The following is an 18,171-nucleotide window of genomic DNA, read 5'->3' as shown; positions in this document are numbered from 1 at the left end:
GCGTGCCTATAAAGTAGGTCCAGCCCTGATTATAGGCACGGGAATCAGACTTGCGTGCCTATAAAGAAGGTCCTTCCCTGATTATAGGCATGGGAATCAGACTTGCGTGCCTATAAAGTAGGCCCAGCCCTGATTATAGGCACGGGAATCAGACTTGCGTGCTTATAAAGAAGGTCCTTCCCTGATTATAGGCACGGGAACCAATCTTGCGTGCCTATAAAATAGGCTCAACCCTGATTATGGGCACGGGACCAGTCTGCCGTGCCAAAAGTGAAGTTTCTGCTCAAATTACTGGCGAAGAACATATGCTGCGTATGTTTTGTCCTTCCCTGAATTCACCTCGGTTCTTCACCAGCCTTAAAACGGTGAACATTTTTCTCTTCCCGGGCCCATTCATGAAGCACATGTTCATATAGCTGCTCCAGCTGTTCAGCAGGCCGATTCCACCCCATCGTCCTGCCTTCCTTCAATGCTTCAGCAGAAATGGAAGCGAGCATGCCGCTGTTTCGTGTTTGTAGCACGGTATTTGTGAAGCTTGTCCGGTCGTTCGGATCATAAAGCAGTCCTGTGACCCCGTCCTCGATTTGTTCACGCGTCGGTCCGCTGTCAGCGGCAATCACCGGAAGCCCTGATGCCATGGCTTCCAGAATGACAAGCCCCAGTGTTTCGGTCGTTGATGGAAAAATAAACGCATCTGCAGACGCATAAGCTGCAGCGAGTTCGCCGCCATGCAGGAAGCCGGTGAAAACTGTGTCCGTCCCCAGAAAATGGCGCTCCAATTCGTTCCGGTAAGGACCGTCACCGACAAGGGCAAGGCAAAACTGATCGGACTCCTCAAGCACATCTTTGATTTTTTGGATTTCCTTTTCAGCTGCCAGCCGTCCGACATACAGCAGTAGGATTTTGTCCTGTTTTCCGGCTGTAAGCCGCTCCCTCATCCCCTCATCATAATATTCAGGGCCGAACTTATCGACAGCAACGCCCCGTTTCCAGAGGCGGACACTGTGGAAGCCTCTTTCCGTCAGTTCTTCCTGTACCGACTGTGAGGTGCATAAATTCATGTCAGCTTTATTGTGCATCCGGCGGATCCACCACCACAGCAGCGGTTTGAACGCTGACAGCCGGTAATAGTCGAGATAGCGGGGCACATTCGTGTGATAGGAGGCGACGAGCGGAAGGTTCAGTTTCTCTGCATAATGGACGCCTGCAAACCCGACAAGTGCAGGGTTGACGGCATGAACAACATCAGGCTGAAACTCCATGAGGATTTTTTTCACCTTCCGGCTTGGCAGGCTGAATTCCCTGGACCGGTAGAAAAAGAACTTCCGGGCGGGAATGCCTTTTACCGGTACACCTTCAAACTCGTCAACGCCAAGATCAGGGGCGATGACGATCATTTCATGCCCCTGTTCTTTCAGCCATTTGATTGTCGCGCAAAGCCTTGTCACCACACCGTCGGTTGATGGCAGGAATGTTTCTGTGACGATGGCGATTTTCATTGGAATAACCCCTTCTTATTTCCAGGTCACCTTCGGAAGGACGTTGTCGGTAATGACGCGGTCTTTATGCTTGACTACAGATTTCAGGATGCCTTTCAATACATCATCCGTCAGAAGATTCGGCTCAAGTCCGAGGTCGACCAGCTTGGTGTTGACCGCATGATAATAATGGTCTTCATTTTCAATCCGCGGATTTTCAATATGGGCAATCTTGCTCGTTATGCCTTCTTCTGCAGCAACTTTTTTCACTTTTTCGGCAAGATCGTTCATGGAGAAATACTCGGTGAATTGATTGAATACACGGAATTCGCCTTTCTCTGCCGGATTTTCAGCAGCGATTTCAATGCAGCGGATTGTATCCATTATGTTGAGGAAAGCCCGTGTTTGCCCGCCTGATCCGTAGACCGTCATATCGTGACCGATTGCAGCTTGAATCAAAAAGCGGTTCAGAGCGGTCCCGTAAACTGCGTCATAATCAAGACGGTTCACCAGAAACGGATCCATTAGTGTTTCTTCCGTATGAAGCCCGTACACAATGCCCTGGTTCAAATCAGTGGCACGGATGCCCCAGATTTTGCAGGCGAACATGATATTATGGCTGTCATGCACTTTGGAAAGATGGTACATGGACCCAGGCTGCTTCGGATATGGAAGGACATCTTCACGGCCTTTATGCTGTATTTTTATGTAGCCTTCTTCGATATCAATATTTGGAGTGCCGTATTCTCCCATTGTGCCCAATTTGATGAGATGACAGTCCGGAACAATTTCTTTGATTCCGTATAGGACATTGAGCGTGCCGGTGACATTATTCGTCTGTGTGTAGACAGCATGTTCGCGGTCGATCATTGAATATGGCGCGGACCGCTGTTCAGCAAAGTGAACGAAAGCATCCGGCTTCACTTCTTCAAGTACACTTCTCAAAAAGGTATAGTCAGTCAAGTCGCCGATGTGTGTTTTGATTGTATGACCGGTTACTTCTTTCCAGCGGCCGACCCGCTCATCAAGAGAAATGATAGGAGTAAGCGAATTTGAATTCAACTCTTCATCTATTTCTCTTCTAACCAGATTATCAATAATTGAAACGGTATGGCCTTGTTTCGATAAATATAAAGCGGTAGGCCATCCGCAAAATCCATCGCCCCCAGCAACAATAATGTTCATCGTACCCCTCCTGAAATTGATAATTCATTACCACTATAATTGTAAACAAAAACGATGTAGTAAATGATTAAATAATTGCAAAGATAGATTGGATGTTGAAAAATACCCGCATCTCATTCTGCTTGCCGGAAATATGGACAGGATAAACGATAAGAACGTGACAGGGCATGTGTTTGAATTGGAAATGCAAAATGGCAGGACTTTTCATAACCTTTGCCTATTCAGACTTTATCTTACTTCTCCTTTCTTTGTCCAATGACAAGGCCAGAGAGAAAATGCCCCCGCCGACTGCCTTATTTTCTTATTTGTCTTCCTTTCCCCGGATAATCGCAGTGTCTGGGCAAATGCAGAAAAGACGCCCAAGGTTTACCCTGAGCGCCTTACTGTTAGACCCATATAAAATTATAACGCCGTTTCCTTGGTTTCCGTGTCGCCAGTGAAACCTGAAAGCGAAAATCGGTGGCACGTCGTTTCGGGTCGGCTTCCGACTCTGATGTTCACCCCTGTTTGCCCGAGGCCTTCACTGATGTAAAACCGCTTCCCATTATAATGGTTAAGGCCTTTGATCATTTCCATGCGGACAAGTTTTCCCATTTTGACGAGGTGATACGGTTTTGGCCAGTGGATCTGGCCGCCGTGAAAGTGGCCCGAGAGAAGGTAGTCATAATGATAATCTTCCATGTCAAGGACAACATTCGGGTCGTGCGTAAGGACAAGCCGGAATCCGTCCCCAGCCTCTCTGAATGCCTGTTTAAGATTGCTGCGGCCAGTACTGTAATCATCGACACCGATGATATGAAGCGGACAGCCGTCGACCGTTATGGTGGCGGACTCGTTTTGCATCGTCCTGCAGCCGTGGGCGTTCAGCAACTCTTTAAGCTGGCTGAAGTTATTTTCCCTCAAAACATAATCATGATTTCCGAACACTGCATACATGCCGTATTTTGCATCGAGGCGGTTGAGGGCCTCTAAATAAGGAACAAGCTTTGGTATGCTTCGTTTACGGTCAAGAAAATCCCCCGTCAGGGCGATGAGATCAAACGACTCATCTTTAAATTTCTCATATAGATCATCCGGAGTAACCGATAAGTTTTCAAGATGGAGGTCAGATAAATGGAGGATGTTGACGGAAGGGGCGGAAACGTCTCTGTTCTGGTCATGATCATCCAGGTGAATCGTATTTACTGCAAATTTTTTCGTATTGGCATTCGCCTTTTTATATAGAAATAAAACACTGATACTCAATAGAAATCCTGTGATAGACAGCACCAACAAAATCCCCTCCTTCTCCTTTCATTATAAAAGGATAGGAAGGGCAGATGAACCGGTAATATTTGGTGCGGGGGTCAAGCGGTTTTCAAATGTCCTGACAGCAGCTGGTTTTTGGACATGCAGAGATAGGCCGGTTTCTTCCGGGATAATGTCTGCTTTTTGAAACTGTTTGAAAGCATATAGATCGGGATTGCGGTCAAAAGCTTGAATCTCTCGTAAAAGGGGTTATTGATTGGAATGACTTCAAATCCCAGCCGTTCAGCCCCTTTGTTTAATACCGTGATGCCAAGGATGCCCTTGATTTCCGGACTGCTCGCATGGGCGTTGACATAACTGGCCAGGCAGGGAAGAGCTTTCTCAACATTTTTATAAATAAACAGAGCCTTCCGGATTTCCGTTTGGTATCTGTCCATTTCATTGATGATCCTTATATTGTGCAGATGGATTTTTACCAGGAGATCGTTTTTCTTTATCAATGTGCCGTCAGAAAGGATCATGTCTTTTCCTTTATATCTGGTCAGCCTTACCCGGAAAATTTGCTTTTCCCTGTGTTCGTTTTTTATATATTTCAGCCTTGTCAGGGCGAAATAATAAGGATCCAGAAACGTCCAGATCGATAACATGCATATTCTGATCATCATAGCCACAGTTTTTGCTCCTTTACCTTTAGTCCCCTTTACTTTTTGCCGACTGTGTCAAGTTCATAATAAGCAATTTAAGCCAGTTGCTTGCTCAGGAGATGGGGGTAACGGAGTATTTTCAAAATAACCACCCGGGATACCTACAGTAACTGGTTTTACCATGCCAATTCAGTTAGTAAAACTAATGTTGTTTTATGTTCTGATTTTTGCACTTCCAAACCAAACCCGTAATACATACAACGAGTTTTTTTATCCCCTGCGGAAAATTCATCTGCATAATATTGGGCAGACTGTTCAAATTAAGAACAAATCCAAACAAAAAGGGGTGCATTTTCAGTGTATAAAGTTAAAGTTTTCCTTACTGTATTACTCGCTGCTGCCGCATTAGCCGGCTGTGCCACTAATGAAGCAAGGGATAACGGGGATAACGGAGTTGAAAATACCGGCTATCAGAACATCGGCACAAGAGATGACGGACTGATCGATCAGCGGAATGATAATAACGGCATCATGAACAACGACAATAATGCTGACATGAATAATGGTAACAATGAAAGAAGGATGGATGTTGCAGAGCAAGCGAGCGACCGGGTTGCAGCTATGAAAGAAATAGACCGCGCCTATACGGTGACCACAGAGAATAATGCTTACGTTGCCGTCGTGCTGGCGGATGATCCAAAAGGGGAAATATCCGACAAACTGAAGAACAGAATTTCAGATAAAGTAAAACAAACGGACAATGACATTGACAATGTGTATGTGTCTCAAAACCCTGACTTTACCGATCGTATGGCAGACTATACCGACCGCATCGAGCAAGGCGATCCGATTGAAGGTTTTTTTGATGAATTCACGGAAATGACACGCAGAGTTTTCCCTAATGCCCGGTAGTATAAAAAATGCCTTTATTTGGCTGACGGTTTTTTGGCTTGAAGTGCAAGTATCCTATCGTTAAATGACTTTCGCTCTGTGAATATAAAAAGCGGCCAGTGGCTTTTAAGCTCCTGACCGCTTTTTTACTGTTTTGATAAATAAAGTGATTAAAGTGCGTTTTGGTATAAAAACCTTCATGCAAAAAAACTCATTAGGTAACAAAGGGCATCTTGACACAAACAGAGCCACTCACTTTCTCAAACCTTTACTCAAGCTTTTCGATGAAAGAGTGAGCCCCTGACACCACGTCTGTCCCTTCTGGAACGCGGACAAGAATCACACTCTTTTCCATATTCCACATTATTTCCTCAGGGTGAAGGGCATTTTCAAAGGAGCTTCCTTCGGTTGTGAAGTGCTTGGTAATGAACTCCTTTTCAATGCCGGTGAAATCCAACTTCAAGGAAGAAAGGTGATTGATTGTGAGTGTGCTTCCGTTCAATAACATTCCGGGCGGCGGTATTTGTTCGGACAAGTCCATTCCTTTATATAGGGAAGGGGGGCGGTAATATTCAACTTCAATCATACCATCACTTGCCGGGTCTTCTTCGTAAAAAAGAAGGGAATCCCGATGCCCGCTTTCTCTCAGCTCGACCATAAGCTCGCTTTCTTCGAATGCCATTTCCCATTTTTTGTCCATCCGTATCCCTTCTAGCTGGCTGAGTTTGCCGGCTCGCGCAGCTTTCTGGATTTCCTGGCGGCCGGGGACCTCGCTTCTGGCACTGTCTTCCGGAGTATTTGCAGACAGAATCAGAGCAATGGACGCCGCTAGAAGCAGAAGGGTTCCGTATCCGCCAAGCATCCATTTAAGCTTTCGGGCACTCATATACGTGAAACCGGCTGCATTCCGTTTCCTCATCAAAATGGGCGTAATCGCAGCAAAGGTTACTAAAAGTAAAATCGGCAGTACGAGAGTCATGACCGCACCTCCAATCGATTAGAAATGACAATTGAACAAGCATAAAGGATTGCGGTTCCCAACAACGTTTTCAAACCGAAAACACCGAGAGAAGAATCTGCGAAAAAGGAAGCGATGTGAAACAGGATCCCTTCTTCAGAGCCATTTTTCGCATCAATGACAAGCATGCCGACAAATAAAACAGGCAATAGAAACGCAACCAATTTATGGATCTGGACCAGCATGCCAATAAAGTAACCCGCTGCAGAAAGCAGGAGGAGCGAAAAGCAGGCTGCCAGGATGCCGATGTGCAAATCTTCAAGAGGCTGGAAACCGAGCGGAGTGGCATCCGAAGTAAAGTGAATGATCACTTTTAATAGCACTCCGGCAAGCAGGGCGGTCACTGCACCGATCAAACTCGATGTAGCCAAAAACAGCATACTTGAAAGGTTGCTTGTAAAACGGCTGGTAACAAAGGTGAAGTCGTCATATCGGTAAGCTTTTGTCGTAAGTAAAATGCCGGTAAGGAAAGCCCACACCATCGTAAAGGCGATGATTATGTCACCTGTGTAAAATCTTATGGAGATATCCACGCTGTCTGAGAACCCGGAACTCATCGAACTGGTTCCGGAAAAAGACAAAAGCAAGCCAAGCAATTGGGTCAGCATAAGTGACTGGAAGGCGCCGATGTAACTGTTCAGCTTATATTTATATTGCTTCATCATAATGTCAGGAAGCCTGGCTTCAGTTAAAAACATCGTCAATTCCCCCTTGTGTGCCTCCGGTCAAATAGATGCAAAGGTCATCAGAAGATACCCGGCTCATTTCAATCCCGGCTGAACGCGCTGCCTGCATTTCTTTCTCGGAAAATGTATTCCGCAGCACGGTGTAAGTATGGTTGTCACCGATCTTATGCTGATGAAAAAGCTCCTTTCCATCTGTAAATCGGGTGACAGCCGCCTGGTCGCCGCTCAATGCTACCGCATAATCCTTAAGGTCAATCATCGGCAGGTGAAGCAGCTTTTGGCCGTTGTCGATCAATAGGATATCCTCCAGCAAGTCTTCAATTTCTTCGAGCAAATGGGAAGAGATGATCATTGTCCGGGGATGGGAAATGTAATCTTTTAACAATGCCCGGTAAAAGTCTTTCCGAACCGCTGCATCCATCCCGGTAGTCGGTTCATCGAAAATTGTCAGCGGACATCGCGCCGCAAGCCCGATAATCATCGTGAATGTGCTCTTCATTCCTTTGGAAAGGCGGCTGTATGTTGAGGTGCTGTCAAAGTTGAAATAGTTGAACAGCCGCTCCGCCAGGCCTGCATCCCAATTCTTATAGAAGCTTTTTGAAGCTTGTAAAAGGTCTGCCAGTGTCAGAGAGTCCGGCAAGGTCATCTGATCGTGTACAAAAATCATGTTGGCAGACACCGTTAAGTTGTTAAACGGTTTTTGGCCGAACACATGGATATCCCCGGATGTTTGCTTCAATTGACCCGCAATCGTTTTTAAAAGCGTGGTTTTTCCAGCGCCGTTGCGGCCGATCAAGCCTGTTATGGTGTTTTCCTCTATTGTGAACGACAGGCTGTTAAGTGCTTTCGCCTTTCCGTATGTTTTGGTGAGATTACTGCACGCGATGACATTCACCTTTCTTCCCCCTTTATGAGGCGCTGTTCTGCCCTAATCATTTCAATCAGCTCAGTTTCGCTTACTTCCAGACGGCTTGCTTCGAGTACGGTTTCTGTAACCAGGTTTTTCAATGTCCGGTTTTTCCGTTTCGATGCGATTATTTGTTTCGCTTCATGAGTGACAAACATCCCCAACCCCCGTTTTTTATATAAGATCGCTTCATCCGCCAGCAGTGCAAGTCCTTTGGCTGCGGTAGCCGGATTGATATTGAACATATCTGCGAGCTGATATTGAGAAAAAACTTTTTCATCCACTGCAATATGCCCGCTTAGAATTTCTGTTTCCAGCCATTCAGCTATTTGAATATAGATTGGTTTACTGCTGTCAGTATTAAGACTCAACCATCCCACCTCTTCTCCATATCACCTAGTGCATTAGTGGAGTAATGTACTGATTTAATCATAGCCTACAGCAGTATGATTTGCACGAGTTTTTTTAAAAAATCCTCTTGGTGTAAAAAAAGGTATCCACCGGCTTTATCACGAATGGAAAAACAGGGTTTAATCCGGGCAGAGGGAATGTAAAGGGGGCTTAATGAATTAAGAACCCAACCATGAATTAAAAGCGTTTGTACCAAGCGTTTTTTGTGATAATTATCATCTTCTTTAATTATATACGGAGGCTTTTTTAATTTGTATGGCAGGAGGAGCAGACATGTATAAGTTCAGGAGGCTCACCCAGAAAGAGGCAGAAGAGATAGCGTTTCGATGGCAATATGCAGGGGAATATGCATTTTATGATATGGAAGCAGACGAAGAGGATCTTGAGGAATTCCTGGATGAAGAAAAACGCGGGAATCATTACTTTGCCGTATTGGAGAATGATGATTTAATCGGCTTCTTCAGCTTTGTGAAAGCTGCTGAAGAGCAGTCTGTCGATATCGGGCTGGGCATGCGGCCTGATCAAACGGGAAAAGGAAAGGGCTATGAGTTTCTAATGGCAGGTTTGGGGTTTTGCAAGCAGGTCTGGAAGCCGAATGAAATCACACTTGCAGTTGCTCTTTTCAATAAAAGGGCGATCAAGGTATATGAAAAAGCGGGTTTCGAAGCAGCCGGAACGTATGAGCAGCATACGAATGGCGGGACGTATGAGTTTCTTAAAATGGTTTATAAAAAATAAGTCGATTGCTGCCGATAAAAAAGATAGAAGAAGTTTGCAGGACGATTCCTTTTTTAGTAAAATGATATTATTTTAAGGTTCAATCAGCAAAGGCCAGCCTTTTATTCCTGTTTTCCTTTGCTGAAGACGTTGGAGGAGGTCGTGATATGATGGAGGCAAAAGTAGGCGACATTGTGGAATTTAAAGACGGATGGTACGGAAAGGTTGAAAAAGTGCTGACGAACAGCGTAATTGTGGACTTAACGGTAATGGACCATCTGGATGAACTGGAATTCGAATTTGAGAAAACAGTTGTAGCCCATAAAAATTACAAGATCGTCAAAAGCGTGGGCGTATAGTATTATAACTTCAGGTGAAAACCCGGCAGTCCTTACGAATCATCGGACAGCCGGGTTTTGTGCGCTTAACAGGTTTACCACTTCCGCAACGGGGGAATCACATTATATATATAAAGTCTACAGTAGAGGGGACCAGCTGTGAGATATGAAGTGGAAATCCATACCAAAGAAGATGTGAAGGCAGCGCTGTTGTGTGCAAAAAAAGTAGCAGAAAATGCTGGGTTTTCAAAATTTGAAGAACAGCAATTGCTTGTCTCTGTTTCAGAGCTAACCCATAACATCATCAAGCATTCCGGATCATCTGGAAGGTTCATATGTTATTCCAATGAACGGGGGATCCACCTTGAAATTGAGGATAGTGGAAAAGGGATCACGGACCTTCCCCGTGTGCTGAAAGAAAGCCATCCCCCGTCCTCTAGAGGTCTTGGTCTTGGCCTTCGCGGCGCCAAAAGGATTATGGATAAATTTTCCATAATGTCTTCACCTGATGAAGGAGTTAAGATTTATGCATTGAAGAAGGTGAAGAGGCCTTTATTGGGTGCTCTTATTCAGTTGGCAATCGTCGACTTTTCGTTTTTTCTATTCTAAAAAAATATTAATTTACAAATTGTTCACCGCCCAAAATCAAGGGCGGTTTTATTTTTACTTAATGACTGGAATATAAAACCATTTTAAAGGAGGAAATACATGGTAGAATAGACCTAATTGTGTCAAATTATGTTGAAAAATGCAATCTAAACTACTATAATTAGCTACAAATCTATAGTTCTGATAAAGAACATCGATAATGGCAAACTTGGCCGAAAGGCAAGGACGCAAAGCTGCGGGTCTAATACTCGAAAGGGTGATGACAGCCGGGTTACCGAAATGTTTATGGAGAAATCCATATTCTTTGGTCTGTGCGGGAATTGCCATGGGGAGGCAATTCCTTTTTTTACTTTAGGTCGTGTTAAATCACAATGTTGATTTTTAATGAAGGTGATTGGAGAGGAAATCAACAACGTCATTTAACAGACCCTTACTTTTTGAATGGGAGTCGGAGGCTTATGGACAAACAGAACTATAACCGGTTGGTACGTGAGAACAGAATGCTGTCTGTCATGTTGAAAAGACAGTCAGGTAAAAAGTCATTTATCGGACAGCTGCTGAAGTATGATGAATCTCTTGATTCGTATCTTTTCTATGATACAGACTTGAAAAATGTTTGGCACTTGCTGGGGAATGAAATTGAGAACATTGAATTAGCAGGCGAAGGGGGCGGCGGATTATGAATACAGTGTATTTCGGTTCGGTCGAATTTTTTGAAATGGAGTTAAGGTCACGCCTGGAAAAAGGTGTATCTGAAATGGATTTTGTCAAAGCAAGGCAAACGGTCATGGATGAAATAGAGGACTTCGTATGCAGGGATTTCATTAAGCAGGAGTGCCTAAATAACCTTTCAGCTGCTTCGATAAAAGTTCAGCATGCAGTTTTCGGTGAAAGAAGTGAACAGGCATGAGGTATACGATTTCAGACATCCAGCTTAAAAAAGGGAAAGTCAGGCTGATTTGCCAGGATTTAATGGAGGAAGCGACCCTTCATGTATCACTCGACCCGGATACACTGGAATGCCTTGATCCGTTCATTCCGGAAGACCTGCAGAGATGCATCGGCAAAAACAGAAATGATATATTCCTTTCTTTACAGGCGATTGCACTCAATGAGGGCAGAAAGGAAAGAAAAGTGGAGTGGAGAAATGAGACTTCCATTCTGCATGAATTGCCGATCAATCCGATCTATTTACCCTATTAAAAGTATTTATAGATTTGTTAACCAAAATACTAGCATTTAACACCTTAATTCGAAATTGAGGTGTTTTTTTGTTGTTAAAAAAGTTGGGAAACCAGCTGCGCAAATTGCGCATTACACCTTGTTTTGTCAAGCTTGTTTCCCAATAACATATCGGTAATTTGTATGTTATCGTATTATTATAAATATTCAGAAACTTTGAGCGGCTGCTCTCTGTTTCAGAAGGAGGATAAGTATGAAAAACCCATGGAAGTTCACAGGATTTATCTTAACGTTCTTGCTGGCTTTTTCAATGATATTCAGCAGTTTTGCCAGCGCTGCGCCGGAGAAGGGTCAGGTCAATGATTATTTGATCGGGTTCAAAGACAGGGTCAACCAAAATATCGTGAAAAACCAGGGCGGAAAAGTCCTTCATGAGTACAAATTCATGGAGGTTGTCCACGCGAAGCTGCCGGAGCAGGCAGTACAGGCACTTGCCAATAATCCTAATATCGCTTATGTGGAAGAAGACCACAAGGCATATGCAATCGGCCAGACGGTTCCGTGGGGCATCACGCACATCAATGCGGATGATGTTCAGGCAACAGGGAATACGGGTTCTGGTGTAAAAGTTGCGATTCTTGATACGGGAATTGATGCAAGCCACGAGGATTTAAGTGTGGCAGGCGGTGCCAGCTTCATCGCTGCGGAACCGGATCCGTATAATGATGGAAACAGTCACGGCACGCATGTTGCAGGTACGGTGGCCGGCCTCAATAACACAGTTGGTGTGCTCGGTGTTGCCCCGTCCGCGAATTTGTATGCTGTCAAGGTACTCGATAGTGCCGGAAGCGGTACATACAGCGGCATCATTCAAGGCATCGAGTGGGCTGTTTCAAACGATATGGATGTCATCAGCATGAGCCTTGGCGGCAGCAGGGGCTCAACATCTCTTCAGCAGGCAGTTGATAATGCTTATAACAGCGGCGTTCTCGTCGTTGCGGCTGCTGGAAATGACGGAGCAAAAGGGAAAAGAAACACAATTGGCTATCCTGCCAAATATGCATCAGCGATGGCTGTAGGTGCAGTTGACGACAGCAACAACAGGGCATCGTTCTCCAGTGTAGGTGATGAACTGGAAATTATGGCACCGGGTGTAAATGTCCTGAGCTCTGTTCCAGGAAACGCTTATGACTACTTTAACGGGACATCGATGGCAACCCCTCATGTTTCAGGGGCGGCAGCTCTTATTTTGGCTGACAATCCATCGTTAAGCAATGTCCAGGTCCGCGGTATCTTGAACAGTACAGCAATTCCGCTTGGTGATGTATTTTACTACGGAAATGGAGTGCTGGATGTGCAAGCGGCAGTTCAATAAAAAATGAAAGAAAAGCCCCGGCGGCTGCCGGGGTTTTTCTTGTGGAATGGTGATGGGTTTATACCTAACAGAATAAAAAAAGGGAGCATACATAAATGTGATATCAACTTTTAAAAAAGCTCTTTGTCGTTCTAACCTGCCCGCGAGTGAAGGATAAAAGGGAACCCTAAAACTTTAATGTTGTTGTAGCCATCAACTGTCACTGGCCTGGCCAATTTGCTAACCCGGTTAAAGCTTTTCTCAAAGAAGAGTGGCTCGGAATCGCGCCTTTACTGAACCCAGTGGGCATTTTAAGGTGCGATAAGTCATGAATCGTCTCTTTAGTTAATGAATTATAGAAGAGTCTCATTACGTTCGAAAATTGAAAAACCAGACTTTCATCTATTTTCAAATGTTATGCCGACCCCAGCCGGATTGAAAATAAAACGTAACGGGAACTGATAAATATAACGCGTGATAAAGGAGGCAATTCAGATGCTGACAATTCTTCCTTCCCGGGATGAACAAACGGTTGTAATAGAAGTATCAGGAAAAGCGGCGGAAGAAGATGCTGAGAAAATGGATCAGTATGTGAAACGGTATTTTGGTGAAGATGAGCCGTTCAACGTGCTGGCGTTCATCAGCGATTTAGACGGAGCAACTTTGCAGGGAATGATTGAAGGCGTTAAACTGGATGCGAAACGATGGGGGCAGTATAACAAGTTTGCTGTTGTCAGTCCCCAGGATATTCTGGAAAAAGGAACGGAAATCGGAGACATTCTGCCTGGTATAGAAACAAAACAATTTGAGTCTGACGAAGTGGAAGAAGCCTGGAACTGGATTGAAGAATGATGTTGTCATCAGTCGGATAATTAATCAAGGCCGGACCTTTTGGCGGTCCGGCCTGATACTTCGATTATTTGATTTCCAAAAGCTTCTGCTTTAGTTCATCTTCCATTTTTGCCAGCTCTTGCTCAGCAAGGCGCCGTTTCGTTCTTCCCTCGCTCTGGATGCGGATTGTTTCTTCAAGCGTGGAAATCAGATTTTCCTGGGTCTGTTTCAGCGTTTCAATATCAACAAGCCCGCGCTCATTTTCTTTAGCCGTTTCTATGCTGTTCGTTTTCAGCATTTCGGCGTTTTTCAAGAGCAGCTCATTCGTTGTTTTGCTGACCTGCTTTTGGGCTTCAACCGCGCGCTTTTGGCGGAACAGCGTGAGCGCGATGGTGATTTGATTTTTCCAGAGCGGTATCGCCGTTAAAATGGATGACTGTATTTTTTCGACAAGCGCCTGGTTCATGTTCTGGATCATGCGGATTTGCGGTGCTGTCTGAATGGTGATCTGGCGGCTCAGTTTCAAGTCATGAAGACGCTTTTCAAGCCTGTCCGCAAACTGGATTTTATCATTTAACTCCTGATAAATCATCTGATCGTCGGATTCCTCGGCTTTTTTCTTCAAATCCGGTATTTCTTTCATCTGAATTTCTTCGTATTTCAACTCGCCTGCGGCAATGTAGATGTTCAACGCGTCAAAATACTCTTTATTTTTCTGGAACAGCTGGTCCAGCATCTGGATATCAGACAAAAGGATTGATTTCTGATTGTCCAGCTTTACACTCACTTTATCGATTTGGGCGCCGATCTTCTGGTATTTGGATAGGATTTCATTTACTGATGTCGACAGTTTATTGAACATGCGGGAGAAAACGTTTTTCTTTTCGCCTTTCAGCTCATCCGGATCGACCTGCTCAAGTTTCTGCATCAGTTCTTTTAAAATATCGCCGACCGGCCCTGTATCTTTTCGCTGGACATGGTCCAGCATCGAATGGGAAAAATCGGATAGCTTGGACTGTGCCGCTGTGCCAAATTGAACGATAATCTGCTGGTCGGACGTATTGATTTGGCTGGCCAGACTGAAAGCTTTCTGGCGGTGGTCCTCCGGCAAACGGTCAATAAGACGGACGGGCCTGACCTCTTTTTCTTCATTTGTTTGCACAGCGGGCTGCAAGTCCCCGAACGGTTCAGAAAGGAGATCCGACAGATCGTCGTTCATCAAGTCATTCTGAAGCTGTTTATTAGGCTGTTCACTCATATTTTTTGCCCCTTTCATCAAGCAGTAGATGATTATCACGGTTTATCGTAAGTTTTGCGACATCCAACTCGGTATTCAAATGGTCAATATCATTTGAGACGACGATGACAAGATCATTTTCGACGGATTTTGTCAGTTTCTCAAGCGTCCTTTCCGTTTCGGAAAGGGATACCCGGACATCACGGTCTTTGATTTTTTGTTTGGATAAAAATGTATAGCGGTCTGTTAACTCGACAACCGAATCGAGGTGATAGAAGAAAAAACGTTCGGCCTGGAAGAAACGCCTCGGTTCGCTCCGTACAACTTGATAAATTTTCCCTGCAGTTTTTTGTAAAGTTCTGATTTGCCTGGCTGCATTTATGGAGCGTGCGCTGAAAATCGACTTATTCAAGCGTTTGATTTTCTCCCTGGCTTCCTTCATATTGCTTTTAATATAACGGTATTCCTTACTCGTCAGCCCGTTGTCTTGAAGGATTTTCCGCTTTTGGACCCATTGGAGGACCGAAAAGCCGAAGATTCCGCCGGCAGCCCCCCAGAGAGATGACATCCAGAAGCCCTGCCCAAAGCCGAAGAAGGCAGTGAGCCATGATGCCGCAGTTATATTCATAGAAATAAATCCGTTGAGGAATAGGTATAGGACGGATTTCATATTAATCGACTCCTATTTATTGTTCTTACTTCTATTATACGATAAAGGAGCGGGACAAGTTTCATGCTGCACCAATTATTTCATCGTTAGAGCAGTTATGTTTATCATTATAAATGATTTCACAAATTCTGGCAGTATATTCCTGACGGGAGGCACAGAAAGAATTTAAAAAGATAAGGGTGGGTGAAAAGTCCTCTAAACGGATTAATTTAAGAAGTCTGTTTACCATTATTGATAAACAGACTTCTACGAAGGTGGTAAGCAGGTTCATTAAAAATGCTTCAGTGCCTGATTAAGCGTGTTGAACGTGGAGCGGAATGTTTCATTCTCCATCTCAGAATTTGCGAGTTCAAGTGCAGCCCGGGGCTTTACTCCTGATATCGCGGTTTCAACGCCAAGCATCTGGAGCATGGCAAGCAGCTTTTTAAGGATATGGGCAAGAGAAGGTTCCATATCGGTGATGGCGGATAAATCAATGACCAGTTTTTTTATTTTTGACGAGGCGATCTGCTTAGCGGCATGATCAATCAAGATGTCCTTTTGAAAATCTTCAAGTATCGGCTGGAGCGGAAGGACGGCCATATCATCTGTAACCGGTACAAGATTGACCGTCATGTCTTCAATCATTTTTCGGTTGCGCTCTATTTCGGCCGCCTGTTCGGTTACATCAATAAAGCGGGTCAGCACAAACTCAATGTCGCCGTCTTGTTTGAAGACCTTGCTGTAGGCATTCAGCACCATATGCTTACCCTTCCAGTCGAATGTGATCGCCTTGTATGTTTGCGGTTCCCCGGTTTCTGCAGTTTTAGATGCAACACGGATATCTTCAGGAATATCCCCGTAAATGTCATGGAGGTGTTTGCCGACGATTTCTTCCCGATTGAGCAGAAACATTTTTTCATAAGCTTCATTTACATATTGGATATATAGATCTTTACCGAAAATAATAATTCCTTCATCCATAATCTCCAGTGCTTTATTTAACATGAAAGCCCTCCCGATTCATTAATCCTTCATTAAAGTATAACAAACGAAAAAGAATAAACCTTCTGATAAGGCTGTGGTTTCAAAAATTGGGAAAAAAATGAAACTTTTTCTGAAAACACCCGTAAAGTTAAGTAACGCAGCCTCGAAAGTGACGAATAGCAGGGCTGCATAATAAACAGGGGGTCTGATACAAATGATGGGTATTGTATGGTTTATTGTTTTAGGGGTAGTGTTTTTCTTTTTGCTTATTGCAGGGGGAATCGGTTTTTACATATTCAAAAAACGGTACAAGACAGCAAGCTCCAATCAGGCGCTGATCATAACAGGTCCAAAGCTTGGTGACCCTGAACAGGATAACCGGATTTTTGTCGATGAAAATGGCCGCAGCATGAAAATTGTCAGGGGCGGCGGCGTTCGCCTCAAAATGTTTCAGACGAGCACACCGATCGATTTGACATCGTTCCAGCTGGAAATCGAATCGCCGAAAGCATACACGTCTGAAGGAGTGCCGATCAGGGCAAAGTCCGTTGCCGAAATAAGTATTGGCAGCAAGTTGGAGATTGTCGCCAATTATGCTGAAAAATTCCTGGGAAAAAGCGATAAAGAAAAGCAGACTGAGTTAAGGGAAGTTCTCGAAGGTCATTTGCGTGCAATTATTTCAGCGCTGACAGTAGATGAGATCTATAAAGACTTTCAATCTGTTAATAAGAAAGTGAAAGCAATTGCAGAAGAAGACCTAAAGAACCTCGGTTTTGAAATCACCTCTTTTGCACTAAAAGAGATTAAGGATGATGATGAAGAAAACGGCTATCTTGAAGCACTTGGCCGCCCGCGGATTGCAGAGGCGCGGAAGGACGCGGACATTGCTGAAGCGAATGCAGTCCGGGAAACGAGAATGCATCGCGCCAAAACCGAACAGGAAGCCGAAGAAGAAGAAATTAAACGCAGGATTGAAATTGCCCGTTCAACGAAGGACAAAGAAGTGAAGGACGCAGAATACAAAGTTGAAGTAGAACGTGCCAGGGCCCAGTCCGAATCTTCCTATAACCTTGAGCAGGCCCGCCTGAACCAGAAAGTGAAAGAAGAAGAAATGAAAGTCCAATATATCGAACGCCAGCGCCAGGTTGCGCTTGAAGAGGAAGAGCAGAAACGAAGGAAAACCCAGGCTGATGCGAATGCTTATGATATCAAAGCAAACGCGGCAGCGGAAGCTGAAAAAGCCCGCATCGATGGGGAGACAAAAGCCGCGATTGAAAAACAAAAAGGTCTTGCTGAAGCAGAAGTCATCCGCGAACGCGGCCGGGCAGAAGCGGAATCCAAGGAACTGATGGCTGCAGCGATGGAGAAATATGGCGAAGCGGCGGTACTGGAAATGTTCCTGGATATGCTGCCGAAGTATGCCCATGAAATTGCACAGCCGCTGTCGAAGATCGAAGGCATGAAGGTGATCGATATGGGCGGTTCATCATCTGATGGTGCTGCCTCCAAAATCACAGGCAATGTCACAAAAACGATGCTCGGCCTGCAAGAGAGTTTAAAGGAAACATCAGGCATGGACCTGAAAGCGATGCTTGAAAGTTATGTCTCCCGGGGAAAGGTTGCCAACTTTGATAAGAAAGGCGATCAAGCTGCCAGCACAGGAAACGAAAAAGAAGAATCACACGACAAAGAAATACTGAAACCTGCTGAAGCTGAAGTTGCCAGTGCGGCTGAAGGTCATGAAACGAAAGACTCACCAGAGAATAAGTAAACTGGGAAAGCCGCTTTTCACCCTGTGA

Annotated in this window: 21 protein-coding genes and 1 riboswitch; of the genes, 10 read left to right on the top strand and 11 right to left on the bottom strand. The window is 44.7% G+C overall.

Features of this window, described 5'->3' with window-relative positions:
• Positions 1-335 precede the first annotated feature (335 nt).
• The 4 genes from A4U59_RS02690 to A4U59_RS02675 all read right to left on the bottom strand — a co-directional run bounded on the left by A4U59_RS02690 (position 336) and on the right by A4U59_RS02675 (position 4,558).
• Positions 336-1,499: a glycosyltransferase family 4 protein gene (locus A4U59_RS02690; protein WP_070119657.1), complete on the bottom strand. Its 1,164-nt coding sequence runs from the start codon at positions 1,497-1,499 to the stop codon at positions 336-338.
• Positions 1,500-1,514: 15 nt separating this feature from the next.
• Positions 1,515-2,663, bottom strand: coding sequence for an NAD-dependent epimerase/dehydratase family protein (locus A4U59_RS02685; protein ID WP_070119656.1), 1,149 nt, complete (start codon positions 2,661-2,663; stop codon positions 1,515-1,517).
• A 402-nt stretch (positions 2,664-3,065) separates the two neighbouring features.
• A complete protein-coding gene (locus A4U59_RS02680) occupies positions 3,066-3,923 on the bottom strand; it encodes a metallophosphoesterase (RefSeq protein WP_070119664.1) in 858 nt (285 codons plus the stop codon).
• Between the two features lie 86 nt (positions 3,924-4,009).
• Entirely contained in the window at positions 4,010-4,558 is a 549-nt protein-coding gene (locus A4U59_RS02675; RefSeq protein ID WP_245680478.1) for a YkoP family protein, read from the bottom strand.
• 354 nt (positions 4,559-4,912) lie between these two features.
• Between A4U59_RS02675 and A4U59_RS02670 the strand changes: the two genes are divergently transcribed.
• On the top strand, positions 4,913-5,467 hold the full coding sequence (locus tag A4U59_RS02670; protein WP_070119655.1) for a YhcN/YlaJ family sporulation lipoprotein: 555 nt from the start codon (positions 4,913-4,915) through the stop codon (positions 5,465-5,467).
• Between the two features lie 247 nt (positions 5,468-5,714).
• On the opposite strand, the gene A4U59_RS02665 is transcribed toward A4U59_RS02670, so the two are convergent.
• Genes A4U59_RS02665 through A4U59_RS02650 form a run of 4 tightly spaced genes read right to left on the bottom strand, consistent with a single transcriptional unit; the run spans position 5,715 to position 8,428 of the window.
• Positions 5,715-6,425: a hypothetical protein gene (locus A4U59_RS02665; protein ID WP_070119654.1), complete on the bottom strand. Its 711-nt coding sequence runs from the start codon at positions 6,423-6,425 to the stop codon at positions 5,715-5,717.
• Entirely contained in the window at positions 6,422-7,162 is a 741-nt protein-coding gene (locus A4U59_RS02660) for a hypothetical protein (protein ID WP_070119653.1), read from the bottom strand. The genes A4U59_RS02665 and A4U59_RS02660 overlap by 4 nt, the downstream gene beginning before the upstream one ends.
• Positions 7,149-8,045 carry an ATP-binding cassette domain-containing protein gene (locus tag A4U59_RS02655; RefSeq protein WP_070119652.1) on the bottom strand — a complete coding sequence of 299 codons (897 nt, stop codon included), beginning with the start codon at positions 8,043-8,045 and terminating at the stop codon, positions 7,149-7,151. Before A4U59_RS02655 ends, A4U59_RS02660 begins: the two co-directional genes overlap by 14 nt.
• Complete coding sequence (locus A4U59_RS02650) at positions 8,042-8,428, bottom strand: GntR family transcriptional regulator (protein ID WP_070119651.1); 387 nt, start codon at positions 8,426-8,428, stop codon at positions 8,042-8,044. Before A4U59_RS02650 ends, A4U59_RS02655 begins: the two co-directional genes overlap by 4 nt.
• A 313-nt stretch (positions 8,429-8,741) precedes the next feature.
• Here A4U59_RS02650 and A4U59_RS02645 point away from each other — a divergent pair, with 313 nt between their 5' ends.
• From A4U59_RS02645 to A4U59_RS02610, 8 genes are all read left to right on the top strand, one after another.
• Positions 8,742-9,206, top strand: a complete 465-nt coding sequence (locus A4U59_RS02645; RefSeq protein WP_070119650.1) for a GNAT family N-acetyltransferase — start codon at positions 8,742-8,744, stop codon at positions 9,204-9,206.
• 146 nt (positions 9,207-9,352) lie between these two features.
• Complete coding sequence (locus A4U59_RS02640; RefSeq protein WP_070119649.1) at positions 9,353-9,544, top strand: YkvS family protein; 192 nt, start codon at positions 9,353-9,355, stop codon at positions 9,542-9,544.
• Positions 9,545-9,682: 138 nt separating this feature from the next.
• Positions 9,683-10,132 (top strand): ATP-binding protein, encoded by a 450-nt coding sequence (locus A4U59_RS02635; RefSeq protein ID WP_070119648.1) that lies wholly within the window; start codon positions 9,683-9,685, stop codon positions 10,130-10,132.
• Between the two features lie 191 nt (positions 10,133-10,323).
• Positions 10,324-10,411, top strand: a riboswitch (cyclic di-GMP riboswitch).
• Between the two features lie 179 nt (positions 10,412-10,590).
• Positions 10,591-10,815: a hypothetical protein gene (locus A4U59_RS02630; protein ID WP_070119647.1), complete on the top strand. Its 225-nt coding sequence runs from the start codon at positions 10,591-10,593 to the stop codon at positions 10,813-10,815.
• Positions 10,812-11,042, top strand: a complete 231-nt coding sequence (locus A4U59_RS02625; protein ID WP_070119646.1) for a hypothetical protein — start codon at positions 10,812-10,814, stop codon at positions 11,040-11,042. The genes A4U59_RS02630 and A4U59_RS02625 overlap by 4 nt, the downstream gene beginning before the upstream one ends.
• Entirely contained in the window at positions 11,039-11,335 is a 297-nt protein-coding gene (locus A4U59_RS02620; RefSeq protein WP_070119645.1) for a hypothetical protein, read from the top strand. The genes A4U59_RS02625 and A4U59_RS02620 overlap by 4 nt, the downstream gene beginning before the upstream one ends.
• Positions 11,336-11,567: 232 nt before the next feature.
• Positions 11,568-12,689, top strand: coding sequence for a S8 family peptidase (locus A4U59_RS02615; protein ID WP_070119644.1), 1,122 nt, complete (start codon positions 11,568-11,570; stop codon positions 12,687-12,689).
• A gap of 474 nt (positions 12,690-13,163) precedes the next feature.
• The gene (locus tag A4U59_RS02610) at positions 13,164-13,520 is read left to right on the top strand and encodes a SpoIIAA family protein (RefSeq protein WP_070119643.1); all 357 of its coding nucleotides are present in this window, start codon (positions 13,164-13,166) and stop codon (positions 13,518-13,520) included.
• A 64-nt stretch (positions 13,521-13,584) separates the two neighbouring features.
• On the opposite strand, the gene A4U59_RS02605 is transcribed toward A4U59_RS02610, so the two are convergent.
• The 3 genes from A4U59_RS02605 to A4U59_RS02595 all read right to left on the bottom strand — a co-directional run bounded on the left by A4U59_RS02605 (position 13,585) and on the right by A4U59_RS02595 (position 16,393).
• On the bottom strand, positions 13,585-14,757 hold the full coding sequence (locus A4U59_RS02605) for a toxic anion resistance protein (RefSeq protein ID WP_070119642.1): 1,173 nt from the start codon (positions 14,755-14,757) through the stop codon (positions 13,585-13,587).
• Positions 14,750-15,406, bottom strand: a complete 657-nt coding sequence (locus tag A4U59_RS02600) for a 5-bromo-4-chloroindolyl phosphate hydrolysis family protein (protein WP_070119641.1) — start codon at positions 15,404-15,406, stop codon at positions 14,750-14,752. Before A4U59_RS02600 ends, A4U59_RS02605 begins: the two co-directional genes overlap by 8 nt.
• A 270-nt stretch (positions 15,407-15,676) precedes the next feature.
• Positions 15,677-16,393: a PAS domain-containing protein gene (locus tag A4U59_RS02595; protein WP_070119640.1), complete on the bottom strand. Its 717-nt coding sequence runs from the start codon at positions 16,391-16,393 to the stop codon at positions 15,677-15,679.
• A 193-nt stretch (positions 16,394-16,586) separates the two neighbouring features.
• On the opposite strand from A4U59_RS02595, the gene A4U59_RS02590 reads away from it, so the two are divergent.
• On the top strand, positions 16,587-18,143 hold the full coding sequence (locus A4U59_RS02590; RefSeq protein ID WP_070119639.1) for a flotillin family protein: 1,557 nt from the start codon (positions 16,587-16,589) through the stop codon (positions 18,141-18,143).
• The last annotated feature ends 28 nt before the right edge of the window (positions 18,144-18,171 follow it).

This window comes from Bacillus marinisedimentorum, from assembly GCF_001644195.2.
Taxonomy (GTDB): Bacteria; Bacillota; Bacilli; order Bacillales; family Bacillaceae_O; genus Bacillus_BL; species Bacillus_BL marinisedimentorum.
The sequence above is the reverse complement of the archived record's forward strand: the minus strand, read 5'-3'. Positions and strand labels throughout refer to the sequence as shown.